Origin of the sequence: Prevotella sp. (assembly GCF_051059605.1) — a bacterium.
GTDB lineage: Bacteria > Bacteroidota > Bacteroidia > Bacteroidales > Bacteroidaceae > Prevotella.
Genome location: NZ_CP050883.1, coordinates 418,028 through 434,032 on the forward strand (window position 1 = coordinate 418,028; position 16,005 = coordinate 434,032).

Below are 16,005 nucleotides of genomic sequence, written 5' to 3' on the forward strand. Positions count from 1 at the left end.
TGGAGAGATGGTAGAGCGGTCGATTACAGCAGTCTTGAAAACTGCCGTACCGAGAGGTACCGGGGGTTCGAATCCCTCTCTCTCCGCAAAAGTCCTCAGTATTATTACTGAGGACTTTTTTTGTTATTGCTGTATGTAAATTATTATAGCTAAGTTTGGGCGACTCAGTGCTTACTGATATACATGTAATACCAATAAGTACGTTTCTTTAATTAAAATAGACCTCATATTCAACTTATTATATAGAAATGACTAGCATTTCGAGAATATTTTATATCTTCGCCTTATGAATATTCTAACTGACATTTTTGTGGTGCTTGTGGCCATAGAGTTCGTGTATATCTTCTATCTCGAAACTATTGCTACAACATCAAGGAAGACTTCCGATACTTTTGGTATGACCAAGGAGGCATTGGAGGGTAAGAATGTGAATGTACTTCTGAAAAATCAGGGAGTATACAACCTTCTTATAGCTGTGATGTTATTAATTGCCTTGTTTATCATGCACTCGAAAGGAATGATAGTCCTTCTACTGAACTATATCATAATCGTAGCTGCTTACGGAGCCGTTAGTTCTAACCCGAAAATTTTCCCTAAACAGGGCGGACTGGCACTTATTGCGCTTATATTATTATTGATTTTCAGTATATGATATGAGTGAAGAGTACTTTGATATTTGGCTGTTGATGGATGAAGTCAGTACGATAGTTGCTAATACTATTTTAGAATAAAATAAATATAATCATGAAAGAATACGAAACTCTTAATGAACTTTTTAGACCTATCTATGTTGATGATATAAGTGATGATAAACTTAAAGAAATAGCTGAAGGGATAATATGTAATTCATATATTAACAATGGTAGTGATAAAAATTACATCCCCATTGAGATAGAGTTTTATTATCATTCCCCTAGACTTCCGTTTAAACAGGACGAAAACTATGAGAAGGATCATATAACTTACCCGAGACATATAAAAGAATCCGGTAAATTATTATATCATTATAGTGGAATAGATATATGTTTCGAATCCAAGGAATGTGTAAAAGTAGGAAAAGAACGACCTGAATTCGGCGGTATTCTGATTCGTTCGTTACTAAAGATTAATGATAAAAATGAAGTGGAAGAGATAATCTACGGACCATTATGCTGCAAAGATGTTCTGCTAAATGAGGCTAAAAAACTACCTTCACTAGAATACCATGCAGACAAATGTAGAAAATATGATTTGGTAGCCTCCAAAAAGCGTGTCGGTATCTCTAACGAGAATACAGATCTGAATCTTCGTTATTATGCAAAGGAATACGAAGCCAATAAAGGAAATTCTGTTATCAAACGTTGGGCTTACAAAAACGGGGATATTCATGAAGTAAAAGGACAAAGTTATAACATCAAAGATAAAAAATAAGAGTATTACAAATCTATAATATTTATAGAAAACAATGAATATATAAAATCGGCAATATGCTGGTTCTCAGATAAATAAAAGGCATACGAGGGTAAGGGATCATTATCCCTCTCTCCGCAAAGTCCTCAGTATTATTACTGAGGACTTTTTTTTGTTATTGCTGTATGTATCTTATTATGGCTTAGTTCGTAAAGTATCAATCTAACAGGGTTCTGTAGGCTTAGTTTGTAAGTTTGGGGATAATTATCTACGGATAAAGTTTAGCAACCCTGAAGAGGGAAAGTCTGACATCATTAACTCCTCCAAATGTAGCCCTGAATCTCTTTAATTTTGCATTAAATGATTCTACACTTGAATTAGTAAGTCTATTTATTTTTTTTATTTGAGAATTCATTATGTGTAATATAATAAGTTATTCCGTTACAGAGTATCCCATACTTCATTGTAGGACGAAATAGTATCTGTTGTGCATGTGCGACTGATATGAGAAGTTGCGAACAAAATACTCCAATAGCTTTTTTTATCCATTATGTTTATGTTATTATTCATATGCTAAAGTAACAAAATATTTAAAAGTTAAAGAATTATCCTTTTAATAATGACAACCATCTTTGATATCACATTTTATATAAACATCAAAATATCGGCTATCACTTTACGATAATTATGGAATGTGCGTAATGAAAAATCGTTATCGTCACCAGAACTTAGACCACTCCCTTTGCATAAACGATTGATTTCGTCATAGGTCAATAGTGGCGCCTAATGGCATCTGTTAGCCAGTTATTTCGTCCAAAAATGTTTGCAGTTATGTAATTATTTAATCCAATGTTCTTTTAAAATATTCTCAAACTTTAATTTGCCATATGTTCCACCATTTCTATTCCACCATATGGACGCAGGATGGCAAACTTGTTCTATTTGTGCGTTAAATTTAATGCCGTTAGATTTGGCATACCGATCAAACTCGCTATATGCATATTTGCTAAGGAAGATTATCAAATCTGGCTTCAAAATATCGATTATACCCACTAATGCACTTCCTGCAACATTTTTATCTACCCGTTGGCAACTTTTCTTAAAACCTCTTCCTTTTCCGTCCAAAATAGCTGGTCTCAGAAAATAATTATAAAATACAGATTCTTGCAATATGTATTCAGGATATCTGACCCTTCTTTCATCCAAAACTTTTTTCATAATGTTGAAAAACTTAGTGAAAGTTCTGTAGCCACCGATAGCGTTGCTTACATCTTTAACTTTTTCTTCTGGAATTAAAGGAACATTCTTTTCTAAGTACCACATATTGGCATCCGTAAAAACGCTTTTCTCTTTTAATTCTGAAGAGAAATAATTACTTTCTCCAATAAGAATCATTTTGTGATGATATGATTCATTATAATAATTTTCCCCGACAAAAGGTACTAATTCTTGAAAGCGTACGAATATACCCTCCGTTACTATATCATTGATGCCAATGTTGCTAAAGATTTTAGCCTGATTATTTGTGTCCATATATTATGTATTATAATGGTTTAATGTGTTTCTATGATTCCATCTCATGCATCTCATGCATAGTGAAGTGTACATTGCTAGTAAGTTTATATGATCGTCTCTTATGTAGACTGTTATATCTATATCAAAGTTTTTAATTATAATCATAAACAAAATTACAGGGCAAAGATACAAAAAAAATCTCTTTCTCCAAGTTTGATTCTCATAATCTGATTATTATGTGTCATAAGTGCCCTCTTTCTTAATATTAAAGGCTAGAATTCTTACAATAAATGGACTCAATATCCGATAACTCGTTTACGGTTTAATAGAATATTAAATCGTGATGGAACAACTGTACAAAAGTATTTATTGCTTCCAGTTCTTCCATTCCCTGGGAGTTGTCTTGTGAACAAGTATTTGGACGATAACCTTTTGTGCCGTATAAATATCATATTCAGGCGCAATTGTATGGATTATGTGGCGAAGTATCTTTAAGTTGACCACTACAAGATTTGTTGAATATAGGAGGGGGATATCAATGTCTCATTCATGTTGGGCAGAAAAAAGACTTGGCAGACTTTATATTCTTTAGATTCTTTTCTCTAAGTATGTTGCTGGCTGATTTCAAGCAATGTATAGCAGTAGCGGGCTTAACTTTTTTTCCAGATATTTCAATCATTGTTTATTAATCTGTAGCTAAGGTACGGGGTAGGGGGGGCAGTAGTTTCTAGAATTAGAAGTTTCTTCTTATAAATTGATTGTATAATACTATTTTTATCTTATCTTTGCATTTCTTAGCTACGAAAATTGCCCAGCCCCAAACAGAAAGAATTTGGGTAGTATATTATATTAATCTTTGCTGATTTCTTGGCACAAATCAAACGATCCTGCTTTCCATAGCATTTCAAAGTTATCGGTGAACTAGATAAGTTTGTCTGTTATTTATCACATAATTGCTTTCTGTGAGTATATTTACCATGTTATGAGGAAACTGTCGTTATTTTTGTTGTCTTCTATATTCCTTACGTTATTTATTTCTATCATCGAAAGATATTAAGTTGAAAAACGTCAATAAAATCAACAAGATTAAAAGTTTGATTTTTAATAGAATACGTGTGAAATGGCTTAGAATCTAGGACCATTTATGGAGAATACCACCCCCCCCTAAATTGAAAAATATTCCAGAAAAAAAGAAAAATAACCTACATTACCTACATCTTTTACTTAAATTATTGCTATTCAATACATTGTTCCATGTATGTTAGTGCCTTTTCCTACATCTTTCCTACATGCTTCCTACATTATAAGCACGTATTTGCACAAAAAACGAGGGATTTTGATCAAATAGCAATACGAAAATCGATTTTTTTGTTGTACGATTAGGTTGTGTTTCCAGTTGTAGAACCCATAACAGTGATGTCTTTTATGGAATCGTAAATATAGAAATCTCATTTCTTTTTGTAAGAGAAATATACATACCAAACTAGTTTGTAATAATATTTCTCTATATCAATCTTTTCTGTAAAGGATTTTAGAATACGTAAAGTGTATCAGTAACAGTTTAAAAAGTATGTATAGTGTTTCAGAATGTATAACAACAAATGTGTATACCAATTCCAGTTATAGTCAAAATGTATGAAGTGCAGCGAAAATAAAATCACCTTTTTCGGTGCGCCTTTGAGTGATTAGACCCTAATCACTCGGTAAAGCATGTAGGATAGCAGAGTGATTAGGGCCTAATCACTCCCTAAAATGTATAAGAACGAACTTATATACATTAGCTAACGTGTTGTATAACAATGCGTTTACCAAAATCATGTAGGAAACGGCATCGAAAAATCAAAAATAAAAAAAATATTTTTGATCATCATGACTCAACGGGTTTCATTACTCGACTGATGGAATGAAGTTTTATTGGTGAGGATAGTGTGATAAATATTTGGGGAAAATAATATAGAATTTGTATATATATTGCAAATTTAAACTTGGTAAGTATTATCTATTTTATAGCTTTCGTAGTCATATTTTTATGGCAACAAATTAATGAAAAGGCGGAATTTGTTTAAGCAAAGCATGTTAAGTGAAAAAGAATTTATATCTTTGCAGTATACAACTTTATTTTATCATTAAATAAAACATTTCATGAAATCACTAAAAAAAATATGGAACATTATGTTCCAAGCTCATAATAAACCACAATTAAAGAATAACGATTTAAATGTTTCAATAAATGACGCAGTTAATCTTTGTAATGATCGTAAATATAAAGAAGCTAGAGAACTTTTGAAATTAATAATTCAAGATAATCCCAATAATTCAGACGCATGGATGATGGCTGCGCAAATAGATTTAAGAGAATACGGTTTAATCTCTTTAGCTTTTGATGAACTCATTGAATCTTTAAGGTTACAACCTAACAATATTGCTGCTTTATTGACAATGGGGCATTTGTTTATGGTTCATAAAAAGGATAACAAGACGGCTATAACATATTATGAAAAGATATTAGAAATTAGTCCAAATAACCCTGTAGCATTAAATAGTCTCGGTTTGATATATCAAGAAATGGATGAATTTGATGATGCTTTGATTTATTATGATAAAGGTATTCTGGCAGATCCTAGAATGATAAACGGATGGTATGGAAAGGCATTTATATATTTTACTCGAAAACAATACGCACTTGCATTTAGTTTATGTGTTGATGGTATGAAGAAAGCTTCAGTAACTCCTGAATCTGAAGAAATCTATACAAAGCTTGGTCAACTTCTTCTTGATGCAGCAGAGCTATTAATAAATAATATTGATTTAAGGACTTTGAGCAACAGTATATCACGAGAAATAGAATCAACTGACAACGTAAAGGTTTATTGTAAAGAATATAATGATAAAGGAATTACTTCTTTCTTAGGTTTTGGTCCAGATAGACAACTTGGTTTTCATAATATAGTATACAATGCCAAATTGCCAGATGTAGATTATCGCTTATTGCATGAATTAATTCATATAAAAATACTACAACATAATTATAATATAGGCATCAGAATACCTTACGAGCTTGTTCTCGAATCTTATCATGCATTTCGTAAAGAATATTTTGCATCATACCAGAATCAGTTTGGACAATTAAGTAGAGAAGAAATTGATAAAAGAATAGCAAACCATTCTGTAATGATGTTTGCCCATTTGATATCTGGCGTAATGGACTTATACATTCAGTATGAAATCTTTACCAGTTTGGAAGATGTACGACCAGCCCAACTTCAATCTTTTATATTAGAGTTAAAAAGAAAAGATCAACGGGCATTGAATATTAAAGATACGATGCCTGAAATATTGTTCAATAAGATTTTGATACTTAATCATTTAGAAGCTCTAAATTTACAGGAACTTTATGGCATCAATCTTTTATCAGAAATTACAATGTCTTCAGTATGTATTGAAGCCTCTTGTAAGTTATTCAATATATATAAGGAATCTATAAAATGTGATAATTATCGTGATAACATTAGTAATACTATTACACGAATTGCAGAAAGTTTAAAAATAAATATTTAGTTGACTAATCTGCAGATAGACAGACCTACCTTGTCTCCCACAGATTACCCAAACTTAGCGTTTATTTCTGGGTAATCAGCGAGATAATACATCAGCTTTAGCAGATACTGCAGCTACATGTTAAATAAATAATAGCAGCGAGATCAGCGGGAGAATAGGTCGTTAATCTAACTTTTTTGAGGATAATAATAATAAACCGAAGTATTTTTATTAATTTTGCGGTATAAAAATAGAATCAGATGAAAAAGGAAGACTTACGAATCATATTTATGGGTACACCGGAATTTGCGGTGGAATCATTGAAAAACCTTGTTGAAGGTGGATATAATGTTGTTGCTGTTGTGACACAACCTGACAAAGCTGTGGGAAGACATCAAGACCAACTGCAACCTTCACAAGTGAAACAATATGCGATGGAGCATAATCTGCCGATTCTGCAACCTGTGAAGATGAAAGACCCTGAATTCGTAGAGTTGTTGCAATCATATAAAGCTGATTTGCAAGTAGTAGTTGCTTTCCGTATGCTTCCTGAGGTGGTATGGGATATGCCACGTTTTGGCACGTTCAATGTTCATGCTGCATTGTTGCCACAATATCGTGGTGCAGCACCTATAAACTGGGCCATAATTAATGGAGAAACAGAAACTGGAGTTACCACATTCTTTCTAGACAAAGATATAGATACGGGTAAGATTATTATGCAGAAGCATTTCCCAATTCCTGATGAAGCAGACGTTGAATACGTGTATGATGGTTTGATGAAACTTGGTGCAGAGGCTGCAAAGGAAACAATCGACATGATTGTGGCTAACGATGGAAATGTTGACGCTATGGAACAGGCACAGTTTGCAGATTCGGACGGCAAAGCATTAAACTCAGCCCCTAAAATATTCAAGGAAACATGTCAGATAGATTGGAATAAAACAGCAAAGGAAGTATATGACTTCGTGCGTGGTCTAAGTCCTTATCCAGGAACATGGACGAATATGACCGAAGCAGACAACAAAACTTCGGTGCTTAAGATTTTCAAAACAGCAAAAACTGATATCCATGATGATGCAAAACCAGGAACCGTATTCAAGGAGAAAAACTCACTCTATGTGATGTGTAGTGACTGTCGCTTAGAGATCATGGAACTTCAAATGGCAGGCAAAAAGAGAATGGATGCTAAGGCTTTCTTAAATGGGATGCGAGACAAGACATTCACGCTTGAATAAACGGGAATTTTAAAGAGAATATTAATAATTTCATTATTTTTCTAGTGGCAAAATAACTTAGAAGTAATTTGGCAGTTCAAACTTTTTACTCTATATTTGCGCTTGAAAAGATTTATAAATAAAAAGATGACACAACAGGAAGACATTAAGAATGCCATTGAATGTATGAGACATGGCGGAGTAATTCTCTATCCTACAGACACTGTTTGGGGTATAGGATGTGATGCTACTAACGAAAAGGCTGTAGCTAAAGTTTATGAAATTAAGCAACGTGACGATTCTAAGGCTCTTATATGCCTTGTTGATTCTGACAACCGAATGCAGAGATATTTCAGAAATGTGCCTAAGGTTGCATGGGAACTCGTTGAAGCTGCTGTAAAGCCAACAACTATTATTCTTGATGACGCTGTTAATGTAGCTGATAATTTGATTGCTGAAGACGGAAGTCTCGCAATGCGCATTACACAGGAAGCATTTAGCAAGGAACTATGCTATAAGTTTCAGAAACCAATCGTAAGTACTAGTGCAAACGTAAGTGGTGAACCTGCTGCGGCTAACTATTGTGACATAAGCGAGGAAATACTTAATGCTGTAGACTATGTTTGCTGGACTCGCAGACAAGAGCACAAACCACACACTCCAAGCTCTATCATCAAATTGGGAAAAGACGGAGAAGTTGCTATCATAAGAAAATAAGTAAGAAAACTCAAAATAAAGAAAGAAAACATATATTTTGGAAACAGAAAATATCTTGAAGTGGAGAAAGGAACATCTGTCTGACAGGCAGATGACTCTTATTTTATCGTTTGTAATAGGTTTCTTCGCTTCTGTTGCTGGCTATATCCTGCATTGCATAATCAAGGAAATACAGAAATTGCTTACTGCTGGATTTGATCATACAACATACAACTGGCTTTACTTACTGTTTCCTATTGTAGGTATATATCTCACGTCACTTTTCGTGAGATATATTGTTAAAGACAATATTTCACATGGTATCACACGAGTACTTTATGCCATTGCCACAAAGAGTTCAAGACTCAGAGGACACAACTGTTGGTCATCGGTAATAGCATCAAGTATAACGATTGGATTTGGTGGTTCGGTAGGTGCTGAGGCACCTATTGTGCTTACTGGTTCTGCAATAGGAAGTAATCTTGGCAAATTGTTTAAGATGGATCCTAGGACTGTAATGCTGCTTGTGGGATGTGGTGCTTCGGCTGCCATTGCTGGTATATTTAAGGCACCTATAGCAGGATTGGTGTTTACTCTAGAAGTGCTGATGCTAGACCTAACAATGGCTTCGTTGCTACCTATTCTTATAGCAAGTGTTACAGCAACGTGTTTCACCTATTTATTTGTAGGAAGTGAATCATTGTTTACCTTCCACATGGACAACGCTTGGGTGATACAGCGTGTGCCGCCTTGCATATTGTTGGGGCTTTTCTGTGGTATCGTCGGATTGTATTTCATGAGAACCATGACAGCATGTGAAAACGTGTTTGCCAAACTGAAGGGCCATACTTATGTGAAACTTATTCTGGGTGGTGTGATGCTTAGTGGGCTCATATTCTTTTTCCCGTCATTGTATGGTGAAGGCTACAACTCGGTTAACGTGTTGCTTGACGGAAGTACCATAGCTGATTGGAGTAAGGTGATGAATGGCTCTATATTCTATGGACACAATGAGTTGTTTGTGCTGTATATTGGACTTGTGGTGCTGACAAAGGTATTTGCCACATCTGCCACTAACGGTGCAGGAGGTTGTGGAGGTACGTTTGCTCCATCACTTTTTATCGGAGGTTTCGCAGGCTTCTTCTTTTCTCGTGTATGGAATATGTATCAAGTTGGAACATATATACCAGAAAAGAACTTCACTCTTATGGGGATGGCTGGAGTAATGGCTGGAGTGATGCACGCTCCGCTTACGGGTATATTCCTTATAGCAGAACTTACTGGCGGATACGAATTGTTTATTCCGTTGATGATAGTGTGTATCAGTGCTTATCTTACGATAAACATATTTGAACCTCACAGTATTTATGGTATGCGACTGGCACGTGAAGGAAAGTTACTCACACACCATACAGACCAGTCTATATTGACATTGATGAGTCTTGATAGCATTATTGATAGGCAGTTTACTTTTGTAACTCCTGATATGCAGTTGGGGCAGTTGATAAACTATATAAGTAAGAGCCATACAAGTTTTCTACCTGTTCTTGATAAAGCCGGAGATTTGCTTGGAGAAATTGATATCACCAAGATACGACATATCATGTTTCGCAATGAACTGTATACCAGATTTACCGTCAAGGACATAATGACACCCGCTCAGGCAACTCTGGTGAGGGAGGATAAGATGATAGACGTAATGCATAAGTTTGAAAAGACTAATTGCAACTATCTTCCTGTTGTTAATGTCAATGGTCAACTAGAAGGATATGTATCAAGAACTCGCATGTATAGTATGTATCGTCACATGGTAGCGGATTTCAGTGCAGAATAATTTTAGATAATTATTCTCATTGAAAATTTGCGTGTGTGGTATAAAATCAATATCTTTGCACGGATGCAATCATATAGTTTTATGACAAATAAATCTTGATTGCGCGACTAACCCAAAGCATTAAATAACTAACAATTAAATAGAAAAACATGAATTCAAATGAAACCATGAAACCGTATGTAATCGGTTTAGATCTTGGAGGAACCAATTCTGTATTTGGAATTGTTGATTCTCGTGGTGAAATAAAGGCTCAAATAGCTATAAAAACACAGGGATATGATAAGGTGGAAGACTATGTAGATGCCTCTATCGAAGCATTGATGATTATCATTGAACAGGTGGGAGGACTTGACAAGATCAAGGCTATGGGTATCGGTGCTCCAAATGGCAACTACTATAAGGGTACTATAGAATTCGCTCCAAATCTTTCATGGGGACACAATGGTATCGTTCCATTGGCAGAAATGTTCAGTAAGAAACTTAATAATATTCCTGTTGGTCTTACAAATGATGCTAATGCTGCTGCAATCGGTGAGATGACTTATGGTGTAGCAAGAGGACTGAAAAACTTTATCGTTATCACTCTTGGTACAGGTGTAGGTTCTGGTATCGTTATCAACGGACAGATGGTTTATGGTTGTGATGGTTTCGCAGGTGAACTTGGTCATACAACAATGCGTCCAGATAATGGTCGTACATGCGGTTGTGGAAGAAAGGGATGCTTGGAGGCATATTGCTCTGCTACTGGCGTGGCAAGAACTGCTCGTGAGTTCCTAGAAAAGACTGATGAAGACTCTCTGTTAAGAAGCATTAAGGCAGAGGATATTACTTCTCTTGATGTAAGCATTGCTGCATCAAAGGGTGATAAATTAGCTAACAGAGTATATGAGTTTACAGGTGATATGCTTGGAGAGGCTTGTGCAAACTTCGCTGTATTCTCTAGCCCAGAGGCATTCATCTTCTTTGGTGGACTGACAAAGTCGGGTGACTTGTTGATGAAACCATTGGTAAAGAGTTATAATGAGCGTGTATTGAAGATTTTCAAAAACAAGGCAAAGTTCCTTATCAGTGGGCTTGAAGGTTCTAGTGCAGCCGTTCTCGGTGCAAGTGCTGTAGGCTGGGAACTATCTGAAAAATAAAGCATTAATATATTATATAAAAGGTGTGGATAAATTATTTATTCACGCCTTTTTTGTATTTCGGATGTTGTTATATATGCTGAAAATAAATGCTATATATGCTTCTGTATATAATGTGAAATAAAATATAACTGCTTTTTTTTGGAAAATTCAATGCTTTGCAGTAACTTTGCAGGCTAATATGGGCATGTCATTTCCTTTTCAAATAAATATATTGGAACTCATTTTAAAGGGGATTCTGATTGGTATACTTGCGTCGGCCCCAATGGGACCAGTAGGTATTTTATGTATAAATCGTACCCTCAAGAAAGGACGTTGGTATGGTTTTGTTACAGGATTAGGCGCAGCAGTGAGCGACCTGATATACGCCATTCTCACAGGTGTGGGAATGAGTTTTGTTATGGATATAGTAAGCAACCAGCAGACAAAATTCTATTTGCAGATTTTTGGTGGAATACTGTTGCTTGCTTTTGGTATTTATAGTTACCGTAGTAATCCAATGCAGAAAGCACATCCAGGCGGTGGCACAGGTAGAGGATCGTTGCTTCATAATGCTATAACAGCATTCTTTGTTACTTTCTCTAACGTACTTATTGTGCCGTTCTTTATGATGCTGTTTGCATTGTTCTCTTTTGTTATTCCAGATCATCCTGTAGAGATGTGCATAGGATATTCTAGCGTTATCTTTGGTGCATTACTGTGGTGGTATGGACTGACTTGGCTTGTAGACAAGGTTAGATCTAAGTTTGATGATAACGGTATTCTAATTATCAATAAGATTATTGGAAGTGTTGTCATAATATTCTCTCTAATTGCTCTTATCGGAACTATTTTCAATTTATATCATCTCCCAGAGTTGGCTTGATGCCGACGTATTGGATAACATAATAATTTTACGACATGTTTATAGCTAAGGAATTAAGAAAGACATCCATTGCCGAATATTTACTCTATATGTGGCAAGTAGAGGATATGATACGAGCTATGGGATGCTCGCTTCCACTCATAAGGAAGGCTTATGTGAGTAAGTTTACTGATTATACTGAAGAGCAAAAAGAGGAAGAACTGGATTGGTTTGGTAATCTTGTCAGAATGATTAACGAGGAGGGCAAGCGTGAACAAGGGCATCTGAATATCAATACAATTGTTGTAAAGGATATGGCGGACTTGCACAAAAGATTGCTTCAAAGTAATAAGTTTCCTATTTATAGTGCAGAATACTACAAAGTGTTGCCGTTTATTGTGGAATTGCGCAATAGAGGTGATAAGGACGTGAATGAGATAGAAACATGTTTTGATGCACTTTACGGTATCATGATGCTGCGTATGCAGAAGAAGGAAATAACTCCTGAAACAGAACATGCAATAAAGGAGATTTCAACCTTTATTGGTTTACTCAGCGATTATTATATCAAGGATGAAACAGAAGGCCTTGATTTTGGAGAAGACGAATAAAAATGATATTTAACATGCAGCGCGTCTGTTTCTCGTGTTGGGCGAGGCGGCATGCTATAAGTTAATATAGAAAAAATGAATATTTTAGTAACAGGGGCAAACGGACAGTTGGGTAATGAGATTCAACTCATAGCAAAAAACAGCAATGATAATTATATTTTCACTGATGTTTGTGATGGATATAGCAAACTAGATATCACAAATATTGAAGATATAAGGAAGACTATAGCTGAAAACAGTATTGAATGTATCATTAACTGTGCGGCATGGACCAACGTAGACGCTGCTGAAAATGCTGGTGAAATAGTTGAAACACTGAACGCTACGGCTCCAAAAAATCTGGCAATCGTCATGAAGGAAGTTGGAGGACTGCTTGTTCACGTCAGTACAGACTATGTATTTGGCAGTGACCCATACAACATTCCTTGTAAGGAAGACCAAAAAGGTACTCCTACTGGAGTATATGGTTTGACAAAACTTCATGGAGAGCAGAATATACAGAACAGCGGAGCAAAATATATCATTATACGTACTTCATGGCTTTACTCAGAGTATGGTAAAAACTTTGTTAAAACAATGATGAACCTTACGGCTACTAAGCCGGAACTGAAGGTGGTATTTGATCAATGTGGTACGCCTACATACGCAGGAGATCTAGCTTCTGTGATATTCGACATTGTTGAAAACAGAAAGTATGAAGGTAATGATGGTATATATCATTTCAGCAATGAGGGAGTATGCTCATGGTATGACTTCACTATAAAAATAGCAGAGTTGGCAGGAAACACAAAATGTGACATACAGCCTTGTCACAGTGATGAATTTCCTTCTCCAGTTAAACGCCCTTCTTATTCTGTTCTTGACAAAACTAAACTAAAGGAAACCTTTGGTATAAAGATACCTTATTGGACTGACAGTCTGAAGAAATGCATTGGCAATATGCTCAAAGCGTGATATAGGAACAATGTTGTCGGTCTGTATTTAAAAATTATATATTAGATTTTATTCATGAATGAAATTCAGAGGCGAAGAACCTTCGCCATAATATCTCACCCAGATGCCGGTAAGACAACTCTTACCGAAAAATTTCTTCTGTTTGGTGGACAGATTCAGGTTGCTGGAGCAGTAAAGAATAATAAGATTCGCAAAACTGCTACTTCTGACTGGATGGATATAGAGAAACAGCGCGGTATCTCTGTTTCAACTTCTGTAATGGAGTTTGATTATCTCCCTGATGGTGAGACTGGCGAAACATACAAGGTGAACATCCTAGATACTCCAGGACACCAGGATTTCGCAGAAGATACATATAGAACTCTTACTGCGGTCGATTCTGCTATTATCGTAGTTGACGGCGCAAAAGGTGTGGAGGCACAGACAAGAAAATTGATGGAAGTATGCCGTATGCGCAATACTCCTGTTATCATATTCATTAACAAGATGGATCGTGAAGGTCGTGATCCTTTTGATTTGCTTGATGAACTTGAAGAAGAACTGAGTATAAAGGTTCGCCCATTGTCATGGCCTATCGGTCAGGGACTACGCTTTAAGGGTGTATATAATATTTATGAGCAACAGTTGAACTTGTTTACTCCAAATAAACAGAGAGTTACAGAAAAGGTTGCTGTTGACGTAGCATCAAAAGAACTTGATGCACAAGTAGGAGAGCGTGAGGCACAACAACTTCGTGAAGATTTGGAATTGGTTGACGGTGTTTATCCTGAATTTGAGAAAGAGACTTACAGAAGCGCTGAAGTTGCACCAGTATTCTTTGGATCTGCACTTAATAATTTCGGTGTTCAGGAATTGCTTGACTGTTTTGTAGACATCGCCCCAAGTCCTCGTCCAACACAAGCTGAAGAGAGGCTGGTGGAAGCTACTGAACCTAAATTTACAGGATTCATATTCAAAATTACTGCTAATATTGATCCTAATCATAGAAGCTGTATAGCATTTTGTAAAGTATGCTCGGGAAAGTTTGTTAGAAATCAGCCATATCTGCATGTACGCCAAGGTAAGACAGTGAGGTTCTCTTCTCCTACACAGTTCATGGCTCAACGCAAGAATACTGTTGACGAGGCTTATCCTGGTGATATTGTAGGTTTGCCAGATAATGGTATTTTCAAGATTGGAGATACACTTACTGAAGGCGAAATACTTCACTTCCGTGGATTGCCAAGTTTCTCTCCGTTATTGTTTAAATATATCGAGAATAATGATCCGATGAAGAGTAAGCAATTCCAGAAGGGTATAGAGCAACTTATGGATGAGGGTGTAGCTCAGTCGTTTGTAAATCAGTTTAACGGCAGACGTGTTGTTGGTACTGTAGGACAGTTGCAGTTTGAGGTTATTGAATATCGTCTTGAACATGAATACAATGCCAAATGTCGTTGGGAACCTGTACATCTGCACAAGGCTTGCTGGGTAGAGTCTGATGATGCTGAGGAACTGGACAATTTTAAAAAGAGAAAATATCAGTATATGGCTAAGGATACAGAAGGTAGAGATGTGTTCTTGGCAGATAGTGGCTACGTGCTAAGTATGGCACAGCAAGACTTTAAAAATATAAAGTTCCACTTCACAAGTGAATTCTAATTTTTTATTGCATACCATGGATAAAGATAAGAATGTAGCATCCATTAATATGGAAGATATTGATGCGCAGACTAATGTTGTTGGCGAAGACGAACAGCATCGTTATCCTTGGTATGCAATAAAATTATATGGTTTCAGTCAGAAAAAGGTTGAGGAGTATTTAGCTGATAACGGTCTTGATACATTTATTCCACAGGAGTATGTAGATGAAGAAGATTGTGAGCACAAGATAAAGCATATTTTGCGCCCAGTAGTGAAAAACCTTATATTTCTCAAAAAGACCAAAGATGATGCTGATATCAAAAAAGTAATCAGCGCTTCAAACATTAAGATGAGCATCATTACGGTGAGCAAGAGTGACAAGAGATATTGCGAAATACCTGCAAGGCAAATGGATGAGTTTATGATGATGTGTAATCCTGATATACTACTAAAAAAGTTTATTAGTGAAGAACAAGCACACCTAAAGACTGGCACTCTAGTAAGGGTGAAACGAGGTCCATTGCAGGGACTTTCTGGTAAGCTTGTTAGGGCAAATAAAAACTACTACTTATTGAAAGATGTTCCAGGAATGGCTGTTTTACTAAAGGTAACAAAATGGTGTTGCGTGGCTTTAGAATAAAAAGAT

General features: G+C 35.9%; 13 protein-coding genes and 1 tRNA gene. 13 read left to right on the plus strand and 1 reads right to left on the minus strand.

What is annotated here, in order from left to right; translation table 11 throughout:
• The first annotated feature begins 1 nt into the window (after position 1).
• The 3 genes from HEQ28_RS01640 (at position 2) to HEQ28_RS01650 (ending at position 1,410) form a co-directional block, all read left to right on the plus strand.
• Positions 2 to 86: transfer RNA gene (locus HEQ28_RS01640), tRNA-Ser, on the plus strand.
• Between the two features lie 200 nt (positions 87 to 286).
• Positions 287 to 652 (plus strand): DUF1304 domain-containing protein, encoded by a 366-nt coding sequence (locus HEQ28_RS01645; RefSeq protein ID WP_434503457.1) that lies wholly within the window; start codon positions 287 to 289, stop codon positions 650 to 652.
• 92 nt (positions 653 to 744) lie between these two features.
• Positions 745 to 1,410, plus strand: a complete 666-nt coding sequence (locus HEQ28_RS01650; RefSeq protein ID WP_434503458.1) for a hypothetical protein — start codon at positions 745 to 747, stop codon at positions 1,408 to 1,410.
• 816 nt (positions 1,411 to 2,226) lie between these two features.
• On the opposite strand, the gene HEQ28_RS01655 is transcribed toward HEQ28_RS01650, so the two are convergent.
• A complete protein-coding gene (locus tag HEQ28_RS01655; protein ID WP_434503459.1) occupies positions 2,227 to 2,922 on the minus strand; it encodes a hypothetical protein in 696 nt (231 codons plus the stop codon).
• A gap of 2,124 nt (positions 2,923 to 5,046) precedes the next feature.
• Here HEQ28_RS01655 and HEQ28_RS01660 point away from each other — a divergent pair.
• The 10 genes from HEQ28_RS01660 (at position 5,047) to HEQ28_RS01705 (ending at position 15,999) form a co-directional block, all read left to right on the plus strand.
• The gene (locus HEQ28_RS01660) at positions 5,047 to 6,462 is read left to right on the plus strand and encodes a tetratricopeptide repeat protein (RefSeq protein WP_434503460.1); all 1,416 of its coding nucleotides are present in this window, start codon (positions 5,047 to 5,049) and stop codon (positions 6,460 to 6,462) included.
• Positions 6,463 to 6,701: 239 nt separating this feature from the next.
• Positions 6,702 to 7,679: a methionyl-tRNA formyltransferase gene (gene fmt, locus HEQ28_RS01665; RefSeq protein ID WP_434503461.1), complete on the plus strand. Its 978-nt coding sequence runs from the start codon at positions 6,702 to 6,704 to the stop codon at positions 7,677 to 7,679.
• A 126-nt stretch (positions 7,680 to 7,805) separates the two neighbouring features.
• Complete coding sequence (locus HEQ28_RS01670; RefSeq protein WP_434503462.1) at positions 7,806 to 8,375, plus strand: L-threonylcarbamoyladenylate synthase; 570 nt, start codon at positions 7,806 to 7,808, stop codon at positions 8,373 to 8,375.
• 91 nt (positions 8,376 to 8,466) lie between these two features.
• A complete protein-coding gene (locus tag HEQ28_RS01675) occupies positions 8,467 to 10,188 on the plus strand; it encodes a chloride channel protein (protein ID WP_434504405.1) in 1,722 nt (573 codons plus the stop codon).
• Positions 10,189 to 10,337: 149 nt separating this feature from the next.
• Positions 10,338 to 11,327, plus strand: coding sequence for an ROK family protein (locus tag HEQ28_RS01680; RefSeq protein WP_434503463.1), 990 nt, complete (start codon positions 10,338 to 10,340; stop codon positions 11,325 to 11,327).
• Between the two features lie 181 nt (positions 11,328 to 11,508).
• Positions 11,509 to 12,192 carry a LysE family translocator gene (locus HEQ28_RS01685; protein WP_434503464.1) on the plus strand — a complete coding sequence of 228 codons (684 nt, stop codon included), beginning with the start codon at positions 11,509 to 11,511 and terminating at the stop codon, positions 12,190 to 12,192.
• A 35-nt stretch (positions 12,193 to 12,227) separates the two neighbouring features.
• A complete protein-coding gene (locus HEQ28_RS01690; RefSeq protein ID WP_434503465.1) occupies positions 12,228 to 12,782 on the plus strand; it encodes a DUF4924 family protein in 555 nt (184 codons plus the stop codon).
• Positions 12,783 to 12,857: 75 nt separating this feature from the next.
• The gene (gene rfbD / locus HEQ28_RS01695) at positions 12,858 to 13,736 is read left to right on the plus strand and encodes a dTDP-4-dehydrorhamnose reductase (RefSeq protein ID WP_434503466.1); all 879 of its coding nucleotides are present in this window, start codon (positions 12,858 to 12,860) and stop codon (positions 13,734 to 13,736) included.
• Between the two features lie 54 nt (positions 13,737 to 13,790).
• On the plus strand, positions 13,791 to 15,377 hold the full coding sequence (locus HEQ28_RS01700; protein ID WP_434503467.1) for a peptide chain release factor 3: 1,587 nt from the start codon (positions 13,791 to 13,793) through the stop codon (positions 15,375 to 15,377).
• Positions 15,378 to 15,393: 16 nt separating this feature from the next.
• Positions 15,394 to 15,999: a UpxY family transcription antiterminator gene (locus HEQ28_RS01705; protein WP_434503468.1), complete on the plus strand. Its 606-nt coding sequence runs from the start codon at positions 15,394 to 15,396 to the stop codon at positions 15,997 to 15,999.
• Positions 16,000 to 16,005 lie beyond the last annotated feature (6 nt).

What these genes read in the sequence shown, in the direction of transcription:
- HEQ28_RS01645 (WP_434503457.1), top strand. Translation starts at nt 287, where the DNA reads ATGAATATTCTAACTGACATTTTTGTGGTGCTTGTGGCCATAGAGTTC.
- HEQ28_RS01650 (WP_434503458.1), top strand. Translation starts at nt 745, where the DNA reads ATGAAAGAATACGAAACTCTTAATGAACTTTTTAGACCTATCTATGTT.
- HEQ28_RS01655 (WP_434503459.1), bottom strand. Translation starts at nt 2,922, where the DNA reads ATGGACACAAATAATCAGGCTAAAATCTTTAGCAACATTGGCATCAAT.
- HEQ28_RS01660 (WP_434503460.1), top strand. Translation starts at nt 5,047, where the DNA reads ATGAAATCACTAAAAAAAATATGGAACATTATGTTCCAAGCTCATAAT.
- fmt (WP_434503461.1), top strand. Translation starts at nt 6,702, where the DNA reads ATGAAAAAGGAAGACTTACGAATCATATTTATGGGTACACCGGAATTT.
- HEQ28_RS01670 (WP_434503462.1), top strand. Translation starts at nt 7,806, where the DNA reads ATGACACAACAGGAAGACATTAAGAATGCCATTGAATGTATGAGACAT.
- HEQ28_RS01675 (WP_434504405.1), top strand. Translation starts at nt 8,467, where the DNA reads ATGACTCTTATTTTATCGTTTGTAATAGGTTTCTTCGCTTCTGTTGCT.
- HEQ28_RS01680 (WP_434503463.1), top strand. Translation starts at nt 10,338, where the DNA reads ATGAATTCAAATGAAACCATGAAACCGTATGTAATCGGTTTAGATCTT.
- HEQ28_RS01685 (WP_434503464.1), top strand. Translation starts at nt 11,509, where the DNA reads ATGGGCATGTCATTTCCTTTTCAAATAAATATATTGGAACTCATTTTA.
- HEQ28_RS01690 (WP_434503465.1), top strand. Translation starts at nt 12,228, where the DNA reads ATGTTTATAGCTAAGGAATTAAGAAAGACATCCATTGCCGAATATTTA.
- rfbD (WP_434503466.1), top strand. Translation starts at nt 12,858, where the DNA reads ATGAATATTTTAGTAACAGGGGCAAACGGACAGTTGGGTAATGAGATT.
- HEQ28_RS01700 (WP_434503467.1), top strand. Translation starts at nt 13,791, where the DNA reads ATGAATGAAATTCAGAGGCGAAGAACCTTCGCCATAATATCTCACCCA.
- HEQ28_RS01705 (WP_434503468.1), top strand. Translation starts at nt 15,394, where the DNA reads ATGGATAAAGATAAGAATGTAGCATCCATTAATATGGAAGATATTGAT.